At 72.5% G+C, this 12,934-nt stretch carries 8 protein-coding genes; 2 read left to right on the top strand and 6 right to left on the bottom strand.

Annotated features, from left to right (window positions below):
- Positions 1 to 10: 10 nt before the first annotated feature.
- Entirely contained in the window at positions 11 to 1,288 is a 1,278-nt protein-coding gene (locus ACFQ46_RS04525; RefSeq protein WP_380257613.1) for a carbohydrate ABC transporter substrate-binding protein, read from the bottom strand.
- Positions 1,289 to 1,410: 122 nt separating this feature from the next.
- Between ACFQ46_RS04525 and ACFQ46_RS04520 the strand changes: the two genes are divergently transcribed.
- Positions 1,411 to 2,196 carry a DeoR/GlpR family DNA-binding transcription regulator gene (locus ACFQ46_RS04520; protein ID WP_380257611.1) on the top strand — a complete coding sequence of 262 codons (786 nt, stop codon included), beginning with the start codon at positions 1,411 to 1,413 and terminating at the stop codon, positions 2,194 to 2,196.
- Here ACFQ46_RS04520 and ACFQ46_RS04515 read toward each other — a convergent pair.
- The 4 genes from ACFQ46_RS04515 to ACFQ46_RS04500 form a co-directional block, all read right to left on the bottom strand.
- Positions 2,184 to 3,191, bottom strand: coding sequence for an alkaline phosphatase family protein (locus tag ACFQ46_RS04515; protein ID WP_380258425.1), 1,008 nt, complete (start codon positions 3,189 to 3,191; stop codon positions 2,184 to 2,186). The genes ACFQ46_RS04520 and ACFQ46_RS04515 overlap by 13 nt on opposite strands.
- Entirely contained in the window at positions 3,188 to 6,049 is a 2,862-nt protein-coding gene (locus ACFQ46_RS04510; RefSeq protein ID WP_380257609.1) for a glycoside hydrolase family 2 TIM barrel-domain containing protein, read from the bottom strand. Before ACFQ46_RS04510 ends, ACFQ46_RS04515 begins: the two co-directional genes overlap by 4 nt.
- On the bottom strand, positions 6,046 to 9,132 hold the full coding sequence (locus tag ACFQ46_RS04505; protein ID WP_380257607.1) for an alpha-mannosidase: 3,087 nt from the start codon (positions 9,130 to 9,132) through the stop codon (positions 6,046 to 6,048). Before ACFQ46_RS04505 ends, ACFQ46_RS04510 begins: the two co-directional genes overlap by 4 nt.
- A 77-nt stretch (positions 9,133 to 9,209) precedes the next feature.
- Positions 9,210 to 10,571: a 6-phospho-beta-glucosidase gene (locus ACFQ46_RS04500; protein ID WP_380257605.1), complete on the bottom strand. Its 1,362-nt coding sequence runs from the start codon at positions 10,569 to 10,571 to the stop codon at positions 9,210 to 9,212.
- Positions 10,572 to 10,684: 113 nt separating this feature from the next.
- Between ACFQ46_RS04500 and ACFQ46_RS04495 the strand changes: the two genes are divergently transcribed.
- Complete coding sequence (locus ACFQ46_RS04495; RefSeq protein WP_380257603.1) at positions 10,685 to 11,659, top strand: carbohydrate kinase family protein; 975 nt, start codon at positions 10,685 to 10,687, stop codon at positions 11,657 to 11,659.
- On the opposite strand, the gene ACFQ46_RS04490 is transcribed toward ACFQ46_RS04495, so the two are convergent.
- Positions 11,652 to 12,881 carry a VWA domain-containing protein gene (locus tag ACFQ46_RS04490; protein ID WP_380257600.1) on the bottom strand — a complete coding sequence of 410 codons (1,230 nt, stop codon included), beginning with the start codon at positions 12,879 to 12,881 and terminating at the stop codon, positions 11,652 to 11,654. The genes ACFQ46_RS04495 and ACFQ46_RS04490 overlap by 8 nt on opposite strands.
- Positions 12,882 to 12,934: the final 53 nt, after the last annotated feature.

The raw sequence follows: 12,934 nt of genomic DNA, 5'->3' as shown, positions 1-12,934 counted from the left end.
CTGGCCGAGCTCACTTCACGCCCTGGCGCGACGCGATGTCCTTCGCGGCCGCGACGGCGTCGGTCCAGGCCTGGTCCGCGTTCTTGCCGTTGGCCTCGACGTTCGTCAGCTCGTTGTAGTACGCGGCCGAGACGGCGGAGTCGGACGCCGCGACGTACTGCGCGGGGACCTTCTCGCCGGCGGGGCCGAAGATGTCGATGGTCTTCTGGCCGCCGAAGAACTCGTCACCGCCGGTGAGCGCGGGCAGCTTCCACGCCGCGGGGTCGGCGGGGAAGATGGTGGCGTCGGTGAAGGCCTGGCCCTGGTTGTCGGTGCCGAGGATCCACTTGATGACGTCGAAGGCGGCCTGCTTGTCCTTCGTCGCCGCCGGGATCGTCAGGAACGAGCCACCGAAGTTCGTCGGCTTGACGGGGTTGTTGGCCACCCGCCAGTTGCCCTTGGTCTCGGGGGCGGCGTCGGAGATGTCGAGCGCGTGCCAGGCGGCGCCGAGGTCCATGGCGATGAGGCCGGAGGCCAGGCCGGGGCCGAGGTTCTGCGCGGCGTTGGCGTTGATGCCCAGCGCCTGCGCCTTGACCGTGGTGTCCCAGGCCTGCTTCATCTCGTCGCTGCCGCCGGTGAAGGCGTTGTCCTTGCTGACGAATCGGTCGGACAGCTGGCCGACGATGATCTGGAAGACCGTCGCGAGGGAGGGGACCGGGAAGCTGGCCGGGACCTTGCCGTGCAGCTCCTGGCCGAAGGCGTAGAAGTCGTCCCAGGTGGAGGTGGCGGCGGCGACGGCCGTGGGGTCGGACGTCAGGCCGGCCTGTTCGAGGATGTCAGCGCGGTAGAACGTCGCGGTCGGCCCGATGTCGATCGGGAAGCCGAGCTGCTTGCCGTCGCTGGTCTGCGCCTCGGCCCACTTCCACGCGAGCTGCGTCGACGCGATGTCCTTGGCGCCGAACTGGTTGAGGTCGGTGAACTTGTCGGCCACGGAGCGGAAGAAGGGCATGTCCTCGCCCTTGACCCCGGTGACCTGCGGGATGAAGGAGCCACCGGTCAGAGTGGTCTGCAGCTTCTGCTTGAAGTCGCCGCCGACCTTGTTGGGCTTGATGTCGTCCTTGGGGAACTGGGTCTTGGCCGCCTCGACGACCTTGTCGCTCAGGCCACCGTTCCAGTACCAGATGCCGAGGCCGCTCGAGGAGCCTCCACCGCCGGAGCTGCCGGCGCTGGTGGAGCAGGCGGACAGTGACCCGGCCCCCAGGGCCGCCAGCCCCGAACCGAGGAGGAGGTTGCGACGGGAAAGCAGCATGGCGAGACCCTTCTCGACGTCTGATCATCGTGAGCGATCGCGCAACTGCCGCGACTCTCATCGACGAGATTGCGCGAACGGTACTTGCCAGATGCGCGAACGCGCAAGGTATTCTGTCGAACGTGCAAGCGAAGGAGCGACGCGAAGCGATCGTCGAGGTCGTCCGCAACCAGGGACCGGCCACGGTGTCGGAACTGGTGGACCGCCTCGGCCTGTCGGAGGCCACCATCCGCCGGGACCTGGTGAAGCTCGACGACGCCGGCCTGCTGAAGCGCGTCCACGGCGGGGCACGACCCGTCGACCTGCGCGACGACGTCTACGCCGACCTCGTCGACCGGCAGGCCGACCACAAGGAGTCCATCGCCCGCGCCGCGGCCGCACGCATCGAGGACGGCCAGTCCGTCCTGCTCGACATCGGGACGACGGTGGGCCGGGTGGCCCGCTACCTGCACGGCCGTCCCCTCACCGTCATCACCCGGAACCTGGCCGTCTTCACCGAACTCGTCGACGACCCCACCGTCGACCTCGTGCTGCTCGGCGGCGCGGTGCGCCCGGCCCACCGCTCCCTGGTGGGCTACCTCACGGAGGAGAGCCTGCGCCAGGTGCGCGCCGACGTCCTGCTCCTGGGGACGAGCGGCATCCGCCGCAGCGGCCACTCGGTGGACACCGTCACCGACGAGGTCCCCGTGAAACGCGCGATGATCGCCGCCGCGGACGAGGTGGTCATGCTCGCCGACTCCTCGAAGTTCCCCGGCAGCGGCACGGCGACCGTCTGCGACGTCGGCGCCTACCACCACCTCATCACGGACGTGGCCCCGGAAACCCGGACGAACGAGGCGCTCGGTCTCGGCGGGGTCACCGTCGAGGTCGCGCGCGAGGTCACGCGCGAGGTCGTTCACCACTCGTAGCGCAGGTCGCGCGTCGGCCCGGTCGACGCGACGTCGCGCACCTGCCCGACCGGGTGCCCGGCCCGGAACTCCCCGGGCACCACCCCGACCGCCGCCAGCAGCAGCGGCGCCACCTCGTGGCTGCCCAACGTCGTGGCGTCGGCCACCACCGCGGGCACCGCGCCGCCGAGGCGGTGGACGAGCAGGAACGAACGGCGGACGACCGTCTCGTCCTCACCGTGACCGCCCTCGGGTTTGTGCCCGTGGTCGGTCGTCACGGCGACGAGCCAGTCCTCACCCAGCTGCTCCACCCGTTCCGCGACGGCCTTCACGAGGAACCGGACGTGCTCGTCCACGGCGCGCAACGCCTCGAGGTACTCCGCCCCGGCCGAGCCGTACCGGTGACCGGCCTCGTCCACGCCCTCGAAGTACACGAACGCGGCGTCGGGTCCCTCGTGGTTCAGGACCCACGCCGCGCGGCTGCTCACCTGCCGGTCCGCGGAACGGCACCCGTCACCGAAGTCGGTGGCCGCGAACAGCTGGTGCTGGCCCCCGACGTGCTGGTCGGGCCGGGTGTGGACCACCGGCCCCGGGCCGCTCGGGTCGACCAGCCCGGCCCACGTGGACGCGGCGAGGGTGCGGGCCCGCGGATCGGCGAAGAACACCCGGGAGAGCAGGTCGGGACAGCGGGCGAGCCGATGACCGACGAACTCGTTCCACCAGACGTTGTTCTCCTCGTGGGTCGTGCCCGTCAGCAACGACGCCCACCCGGGACCGGAGTCCGTCGGCGGGGTCATCCACACCGGGACCACCCGGCCCCCGGCGGCGAGGCGCTCCAGCGTCGGCGCGACCGGTGCGCCGGGGTTCCCGGGGGCGAGCTCCGGTGGCGGACCGGACGCCGCGAACCGGGGGTCGCCCGGGTGGTCGGGTTCGGCGAACCCCGGGTCCGCGGCGACGACGTCCGGCAGGGCGAGGTCGACCCGGATCCCGTCGAGGCCGATGAGCAGCAGTTTCACCGCGCCCGCACGCTCCAGGACCACGAGTGCGTCCCCGCACCGATCCGGAACTGCGGCAGCGCGTTCGGACCGCACGACGCCGATCCGAGACCGCGGTGACGCACGTCGAGGGTGACGCCGGAGGCCGTCACCGTGGCGTGCACCGGCTGGTCGAAGGAGAACCGCACCCCACCCAGGTGGAGTTCGCGGACGCCGGTGCGGCCACCGTTCTCCTGCGGGCGCACGTAGGGCACGCCGAGCCCGGCCACCGGCAGCTCGTGCCAGCCGGTCGGGGCGGTGCAGCGGTCGGGGTAGGTCTCCCACGGACCGGTCCCGAACCAGCGGGCCACGTCGGCGACGGGGAGGGCGAGCCGGACCCCGATGCGAGGCAGGTCGTCGAGGCCCTCGGGGACCTCGACGGTGTCCTCGCAGCCCAGGACGTCGCCGGCCACCCGGAACCGCTGGGTGTGCACGACGTCGCCCACGGCGGTCTTGAGCCGGGAGACGACGACGGTCGCGTCACCGTCCGCCCGGACGCTCTCCACGACGGCCCCGGTCTGCTCGAGGCCGGCGGCGATCCACCGTTCGGCGTCGCCGGCGATGACGTCGTTGTCGGTCGGGTCGCGCCACAGCGTGAGTTCCGGACGGGTGGGCAGACCGGGGAAGGAGACCCGTCCCTCGTCGTCCACGGACGCCGGGGACCAGACGGCCTCCTGCGCCACCACGACGTCGGCCAACCGCACGGCCGGACGGCTCACCTCGGCCCCGGCCGGGTTCCACGGGGTGTCCGCGGCCTGGCTGAGCAGCAGCTGCAACCACCGCTCGCCGCTCCCGGCCGCGACGACCTCGGCGGGGAGGGCGACGACCGCGCTGCACCCGGGGGCGAGGTCGGGCAGGACGGCGGGAACCGTCAGCGAAGTCCCGTCCGTCGCGTCGAGGCGCCACTGCGCCCGCAGGTGACCCAGACCCGAGAAGTCGAGGGCGTTGCGGATCCGCACGTCACCGTCCACGACGGACAACCGGACGGGGGAACTCAGCTCACGGTGCTCGAACATCGCGGGTTTCGCGGTGCCGTCCGGGAACGTCATCCCGTCCAGGCAGAAGGCCCCGTCGTTCGGGGTGTCGCCGAAGTCGCCGCCGGAGGCCCAGCGGAAACCCTCGGCGGGGACGCCGTCGGCGAACGCCCCCGCTCCGGCCCGGCCGGCCGGGAGGCCGTCGGCGCTGCGCTGCAGGATGCCGTGGTCGGCGAACTCCCAGACGAACCCGCCCTGCAGGCCGGGCAGCGACTCGATGGCCTGCCAGTACTCCGCCAGCGACCCGTTGGAGTTTCCCATCGCGTGGGAGTACTCGCACTGGATCACGGGACGGATCGGCGGGTTCTGGGTGACGTGGTCGACCATCTGCCCGATGTGGGCGTACATGGGGCAGACGATGTCGCTCGCGGCGAACCCCGCGTTCCAGTCGTCCTTGATCGCCCCTTCGTACTGGACGGGCCGGGTCGGGTCGTCGCGACGGATCCAGGCCGCGACGGCGTCGTGGTTGGCGCCGTAGTCGCTTTCGTTGCCCAGCGACCAGATGACGACGCTGGGGTGGTTCCGGTCGCGGCGCACCATGCGCGCCACCCGCTGGGTGAACGCCGGCAGGTAGGCGGGGTCGTCGCAGATCTCGTGGGCCCAGGCGTGGGACTCGACGTTCGCCTCGTCGACGACGTAGAACCCCAGCTCGTCGGTGAGGTCGTAGAACACCGGGTCGTTCGGGTAGTGCGAGGTCCGGACCGCGTTGAACCCGAACCGCTTCAGCGTCAGCAGCTCCTCGCGCACCTGCTCGCGCGTGACGACCCGGCCGGTGAGCGGATCGCGGTCGTGGCGGTTCATCCCGCGCACGAAGATCCGGCGGCCGTTCACCAGCAGGTCCGCCCCGATGACCTCGACGGTCCGGAAACCCACCCGCTGCACCACGGAGTCCACGAGGGCCCCCGCGGCGTCGCGCAGTTCGACGGTCAGCTCGTGCAGGACGGGCGTCTCCGCGGTCCACGTCGCGATCCCGGGGAAGAGTCCCGCGAAGCGGGCCCGGCCCCGGTACAGGGAGATCCGCTCGTCGTCGAGGTCGCGGGCGTGCGCCGCGGCGTCGAAGGCGAGCTCGGAGCCCGCCAGCCGGGCGGCGGCCCGCCACCCGTCGGGGAGTCGTCCCTCGTCGCAACCGACCCGGACGTCGACGTCGAGGCGACCGTCGGCCCGGGCCACGGTGCGGACGTCGGACAGGTGCAGCAGGGGGCGGGTGACCAGCCGCACCGAGCGGGTGAGGCCGCCGTGCCACCACTGGTCCTGGTCCTCGACGAACGTCGCGGCCGACCACTTCACCACGGTGAGTTCGACCTGCACGCTCGCACCGGGCGCGGCCCACGCGGTGACGTCGAACTCCGCGGCCAGGTGGGAGTCGGTGCTGCTGCCGACGTCGTGGCCGTCGACCCGGACGAGCAGGACGCTCTCCGCCGCGCCGACGTGCAGCAGCACCCGCTGCCCGGCCCACGCGGCGGGAACCTCGACGGAACGCCGGTAGACCCCCGTCGGGTTGTGCTCCGTCGGCGGGGTCGGCGGCAGGTCCGGCCACGGCATCCGGTCGTTGGTGTACCAGGGCGGGTCGGGGACCTCACCCCACAGCGAGGGTTCGGTGGTCCAGCAGCCGGGGACCTGCGCCGTCAGCCACCGCTCCCCCGCAGCGGCGTCGGGGCGCGGGCGCAGCTGGAACTCCCAGTCGCCGTCGAGGTCGACGCAGGTCGCACCGTCGTCGGGAACGGCGCGACGCAGCGTCGACAGCGGTTCCCGGCGGCGGCCGACGTGCTCGGGGTCGAGCCACACCGGGGGCTGACCGTCGCTCACGCGCGGGCCAACCGCAGGCTGAGGACCTCGAACGGGCGCAGCGCGAAACCGACGCTCCCGTCCTCGAGCAGCGAGGCGATCCCCCGCGCGGCCGCGGTCCCGTCCTGCGCGGGGTCCTCGAGGAGGTCGACGACGGTGACCTCGCCGAGGTCGAACGAGGTCCGCAGTTCCCCCTTGGCGCGGGCGCCCCACGCCTCGTAGATCCGGACGATCACGTCGCCGGAACCGTCCTCGGCGAGCTTCACGGCCTCCAGCGTGGCGCCGGACCCGGTGACGGTGACCGGTGCGGCGGGCAGTTCCGCCGGGCCGTCGACGACGCGCAGCGGCAGGTTGAGGTCGTAGCCGCTGCGCACGGCGTCGGCGATCCGCGCCCCCGGGACGAGGGAGTACGACAGGACGTGCGTGCCCTGGTCGGCCTGCGGGTCAGGCATCCGGGGGCCGCGGACGAGGGAGAGCCGCACGGTCGTGGTGGACCCGCCGTCCTCGCGAGCGGCGCGGGTCGTGTCGTGGCCGTAGGTGGCGTCGTTGGCGACCGCGACCCCGTAGCCGGGTTCGGCGACGTGGACCCAGCGGTGCATGGCCGTCTCGAACCGGGCGTAGTCCCAGCTGGTGTTGGTGTGCGTGGAGCGCTGCACGTGGCCGAACTGGATCTCGGAGGAGCTGACCGCCGCGTGCAGGTCGAGCGGGAACGCGGCCTTGAGGAACTTCTCCTGCTCGTGCCAGTCGATCTCGGTGCGCACGTCGAGGCGGTCGGACCCGGCGCTCAGCACGTACTCCTGCACGATGCGCGAGTTCCGCACGGTGCGCACGACGCGGACGCGGGCCCGCAGCGGGGAGTCCTCGACCACGCTCACCTCGTCGGCCGCGACGAGGTCGACGACCCGGTTGCGGTAGTGCTGGTCGACGTCCCACGCGTCCCAGTTGTTCGGGAAGTCGCTGTGCAGCTGCAGCAGGTTCCCGCGGGTCCCGGGGGCCAGGACCTCGCGGTCGTTGACCTCGTCGACGACGGAGGACAGCAACCCGTCGGCGTCGACGACGACCGTGAGGGTGCCGTTGGCCAGGGTCGTGACCCCGTCCTGCGCCTGCACGGTGACGGGAACCACGACGTCCGTGCCCGCGTCGGCGAGGACCACGGCGGCGGAGGCCGGCACCCGGACGAGGGCGCCGTCGACGACGTCGGTCCGCTCGTGCGGGGCGGTGTTCAGCAGGACCCGCGAGCCGGTGCCGAGCGCGGTCACGGCCTCGGTGACGAGCCGTTCGAGGTCGGTGCGGACCTGCCCGTAGGTCGCCTCGGCCTCGCGGTGCACCCAGGCGATGGAGGAACCCGGGAGGATGTCGTGGAACTGGTGCAGCAGGACGATCTTCCACAGCCGGTCGAGCTCGGCGTGGGGGTAGGCGTAGCCGGGGACGTTCAGCGCGGCCGTCGTCGCCCAGAGTTCCGCCTCGCGCAGCAGGTGCTCGCTGCGGCGGTTCCCCGCCTTGGTGCGGGCCTGGCTGGTGTAGGTCGCCCGGTGCAGCTCCAGGTAGAGCTCCCCCGCCCAGACGGGGGCGTCGGGGTACTCCGCACGGGCGTCGGCGAAGAACCGGTTCGGGTCCTCGACCTTCACCTTGGGCGAACCCTCGAGGTCGGCGAAGCGCCGGGCCCGTTCCAGCATCTCGCGGGTGGGACCGCCACCGCCGTCACCGTGGCCGAACGGCGCGAGGGAGCGGGTGCCGCGGCCCTTCTCGGAGTAGTTCGCGACGGCGTGCGTCAGCTCCTCGGCGGAGAAGATCGCGTTGTAGGTGTCGACGGGCGGGAAGTGGGTGAAGATCTGCGACCCGTCGATGCCCTCCCAGCGGAAGGTGTGGTGCGGGAACTTGTTCGTCTGGTTCCAGGAGATCTTCTGGGTGAGGAACCACTCCATCCCGGCGAGGCGGGCGATCTGCGGGTAGGCGCCGGAGTAGCCGAAGGAGTCGGGCAGCCACACGCCCTTGCAGTCGACGCCGAACTCCTCGCGGAAGAAGGACTTGCCGGTGACGAACTGGCGGACGAGGGCCTCGCCCCCGGGCAGGTTCCCGTCGGCCTCGACCCACATGCCCCCCACGGGGACCCACTGCCCGGCGCGGGCCGCGGCCTGCATGCGGGCGTAGACCTCGGGCGAGCGTTCCTTCACCCACGCGTACTGCTGGGCCTGGGAGCAGGCGAAGACGAACTCCGGGTACTCCTGCGCCAGGGCGGTGACGTTGGCGAACGTGCGCGACGTCTTGCGCTTCGTCTCGCGCAGCGGCCACAGCCAGGCCGAGTCGATGTGGGCGTGGCCGACCGAGGAGAGCGTGTGGGCGCTGCGCACGGCCGGGGAGGACAGCACGTCCGCGAGCTGCGCCCGGGCCGCCGTCGCGGTGCCCGAGACGTCGTCGAGGTCGAGGGCGTCCAGCGCGCGGTCGAGGGCGCGGGCGATCTCGTAGCGGCGGGGTTCGTTCCCGGGGAGGTGGCGCATGAGGTCGTCGAGGACCTCGACGTCCACGGCCAGCATCCACACCTCCTCGTCGAGGACGACGAGGTCGGCGACCTTCATCGTGTAGAGGTGCTTCTCGCCCGCGGTCGCCTTGTCCCCCAGCGGGGTCGGCTTCATGTCGTCGGCCATGACGTCGGGGTTGGCGGCCATCTCGAGCAGCCAGTCGACGGTCTCCCCGCCCTGCGCGTCGCGGACGACGGGCACGACCTGGTTGTCGGGGGCGACCCCCTTGATCGGGATACCGTCGAGGGTGTGGACCAGCGCCTCGGCCTGGTTGCCCGGCCAGTCGCCGACGAAACCCAGGTCGAAGTGGGCCTCGACCCGGCGACCGGCCCACTCCGCGGGGACCTCGGCCTGCGCGCGCACCCACGTCGTCGACCACGGCCGGCCCCACGTCGTCCCGATCGCGAACCCGCCGAACTCCCCGGCCGCCAGTGCGGCGACGGCCTCGGTGGCCGGGACCGGCTCGTCCGGCACCAGCCAGGCCGACAGGGTCATCGGCACCCGGTGGGAGTGGACGGCGGGACGGATGCGGTGGGTCAGGACGCGGTGGACGCGCCCCTCGACCAGGGTCAGGTCGTCGTGCACGGGGTTTCTCCTCGATGAGTTTCTGGGCGCGGCGGGGGGGCTGGTTCAGGGCCGGATCAGGGCCGGTTCAGACCGACTCAGGGACGGTCGAACACGGCCGCGACCTCGGGGATCCGCTCGACGTAGCCGGCGAGCAGCTTCTCGGCGACGTCGGTGGAACGGACCAGCGGGTGGGTCGCGAAGGCCAGCAATGCCTCGGAGCGGTCACCGTGGACGGCGGCCGCGATGACGTGGCGTTCGACGGCCTTCACCTGCTGCATCAACCCGAGCTGGTGCAGGTCCGGGGCCGGCGTCGCGAACGGGCGGACCCCGCTGCCGTCGACGGCCACGGGGACCTCGACGACCGCGTCGGCCGGCAGTCCGGCGATGGTCGAGCCGTTGCGCACGTTGAGGATCGCGGTCGAGGGTTCGTCGCGGCTGATGGCGGCCATGACGGCCAGCGCCACCCCGGCGTAGCCCTGCTGGGACGGATCGGTCTCCGGCGGCTCGGGGTTCTCGGGAGCGCCCTGCTCACCGCCCTTGGCCTCGGCCATGTAGCTCGCGCTGCGGTCGAGGACGGTGTCGCGCCACAACTTCGCGGCGCCGGAACCCGCGTGCGGCAGGGCGTCGAAGAACTCGCCCTGGGTCTTGAGCAGGAACTCCCCCCGGGTCATGGCGGACTCCCGGATGCGCGCGACGGCTTCGGCGTTGCGGTACCAGTAGTAGAGGTACTCGTTGGGGACGGCGCCGAAGGCCTTGAGCCACGGGGCGCCGAAGACGTGCTGCTCCTCGAGCTGGGCCAGCAGTCCGTCGTCGCCGAGCAGGTCCGGGAGCACGTCCCGGCCGCCGACCTCGACCCGTCGCAGCCAGCCGAGGTGGTTCAGGCCGACGTAGTCGAGGCGGGCGTGGTCGGGGTCGTGGCCGAGGAGCAGGGCGACCCGGCGGCCGAGGCCGGACGGGGTGTCGCAGATGCCGAGCGCCTTGTCCCCGAGGACGCCCTGGAGGGCCTCGGTGATGATGCCGGCGGGGTTGGTGAAGTTCAGGAAGTAGGCGTCCGGGGCGAGGCGCTTCACCCGCTCCGCGACGTCGAGCATGAACGGGACGGTGCGCAGCGCGTAGGCGAGCCCGCCCGGACCCGTCGTCTCCTGGCCGAGCACCCCGAGGTCGAGGGCGACCCGTTCGTCGGCGCAGCGCCCTTCGAGCCCCCCGACGCGGACGGCCGCGAAGACGAAGTCGCTGCCCTCGACGGCACGGTCGAGGTCGGTCGTGGTCTGCAGACGCGGCGGATCGGGGAAGCCCTCGGACAGCTGCTCCAGCACGGCGCGCATGCCCGCGAGGCGCGCCTCGCTGGTGTCCTGCAGCGTCACGGTCGTGATGCGCGGGAACCCCCGGTCGCGCAGCAGCGCCTGCCAGACGAACGGGGTCCGGAAGCCGCCCCCGCCCAGGATCGCCAGCTTCACTCGACAGCCCCTCGTTGCTCGTTCACGCAGGGAGGATATGACCGAACGCGCATCCTTGACTAGTCTCTGGCGAACCGACCTGCACGAACGATCAGTGAATCGAGGGGTGTCCCGTGACCGAGCTCGACCTCGTCTTCGGTGGCCGGGTGTTCTGCGACCTCGTGATGTCCGGGGTGGAGGCGCCCCTGCCCGGCGCGGAGGTGTTCGCCGACGGTTTCACCGTGACCGCCGGCGGGACGGCCACCCGCGCCGTCGCCGGCGCCCGCCTCGGGTTCGGGACCGCCCTCGTGGGGGCCGTCGGGCCGGACGTCTTCGGCGGCGCGGTGCGGGCCCAGCTCGGCGCCGAACCCGGGCTCCGCCTCGACTGGCTCGCGGAACTCCCCGACGCCCACACCGCCGTCACGGTCGCGCTGACGAACGCGGCGGAACGCAGTTTCATCACCTACGAGGAACGCGCCACCTGGCTGCCGGAGTCGCTGCCCCGGGCGTTGCCGCGGGTGGCGGCCTGCCACGTCGGGATCGCCGAGGGCATCCCGGCGTGGGTCCGCGACCTGCGCTCACAGGGCACGTTCGTCGTCGGTGGCGTGGGCTGGGACGACACGGGCCGGTGGGACCCCGCGACCCTCGACCGCCTCGCCGAGGTCGACGCGTTCGTCCCCAACGAGGACGAGGCGAGGCTCTACACCCGCACGGGGAACGCCGACGACGCCCTGGAGGCCCTGGCGGCCAGGACCGGGGTCGTCGTGGTGACCCGCGGGGCCCGCGGGGCCGTCGCGCTCGACGCGGGCACCGGGGAACGGTGCGAGGTCCTCGCCCCACCCGTCGCCGCGATCGACCCCACCGGCGCCGGCGACTGCTTCGTCGCCGCCTTCTGCGGAGCACGCACGGCGGGCTGGGACCTGCGCACCGCCGTCGCCTTCGCCGTCCTCGCCGGGTCGGTCTCGGTGCAGCGGCTCGGCGGGGCGACCAGCGCCCCGACCGCCGCCGAACTCGCGGGACTCGTGCGTGCCGGCCTCGACCGCGACGACCTGCCGAGCGGTGCGTGGGCCGAGGTCCTCGACCACCTCGACCGTGCGGCGCTCAGCTGAGTCCCTGCAGCGCAGGCGCTCCCGCGGGGTAGTAGGCCCGCATCCAGGCCGGGAACTCCTGCAGGATCCGGTCGTAGAGTTCCGCGTCGTCGACGGCGTCGAGGTCGTCGAGGGCGAAGAACCCCGTGTTGTCGTGCGCCCGGCCCTCGAGGGTGTCCAGCTTCTCGAGGATCCCGTAGTCGCTGCGTCCGATGCCGATGAACTGCCAGAAGACGGGTTCGCGGTCGACGGCGCGGATCGCCTTCTCGGTGCCGCGGTTGTCGGTCACGCCCCCGTCGTGGAAGAACAGGACGAGAGTCGGGATGTCGAGGCGGTTCTTCGCGACGTAGCGGGCGACGTCCTCGATCGCGGCCTTCTCGTTGTTCCAGCCCTCGGCCTCGGTGTAGCGCTTGCCGGTGTACCGCTCGATCCACTGCGGCAGGGTCGCGATGGTGATGTCCTCGAGCTGCTTCGCCCGGCCCCCCATCGCCCAGGCCTGCATCTCGGCGCCGTCGTCGACCTGCGCCGCGACGGGGGCGACCCGTTCGACCGCCCGCGAGAACACGCCCTTGCGGTACAGCGAACTCGTGCTGCCGGAGACGTCGAGCACGACGATCACCCGGCACCGCAACCCCGTCATCCGGTGCTTGGTCAGGACGAGGGCGACCTTCTCCTTGCGCAGGTTGAGGTTCTTGCGCATCTCGACCGGGAGCTGGTCCTCGCCCTTGGTGAAGGAGACCTTCGGGACCACCGGTTCCGGCGCGGGTGTCCCGGGGTCGTCGACGTCCACCCCGAAGTCGCCCGCCAACCCGGCGAGGCCGTTGTCGTAGCCCTGGCCCACCGCGCGGACCTTCCAGGCACCGCCGCGCTGGTAGAACTCCGCGAGGACGACGACGGTCTCCGACCCCAGCCGCGCGGGCGTGAACTCCACTGCCTCCCCGGCCCCCTCGATCCGCAGGCTCACGCTCGTCCCGGCGAAGGTGGCGCCCTCGGTGGCGGGGCTGGCGACCACGACGACCTTGTCCGCCCCGGGGCGCAGCGCGGTGAGGTCGAGCGCGAGCGCCGTCCCGTCGAGGCGGACGCCGGGGGCGGTGGGCTGGTTGAAGAAGACCATGTCGGCGTCGCCGGCGACCTTGCCGTCGGCGCTGACGACGAGGGCGGTGACGTCGACCGGGCCGGTGACGTGCGCGCGGACGGAGGTCGCGGTCAGCGGAGCGTTGCCGCCTTCGGTGAGCGTGGGCACCTCCTCTTCCTACCGCACGGGAGGGGGGCCCTGCCGCGGTCTGGCAGGAGGAG

Origin of the sequence: Kineococcus sp. GCM10028916, assembly GCF_042674865.1 — a bacterium.
Taxonomy (GTDB): domain Bacteria; phylum Actinomycetota; class Actinomycetes; order Actinomycetales; family Kineococcaceae; genus Kineococcus.
This window is presented reverse-complemented; position numbering and strand designations above follow the sequence as displayed.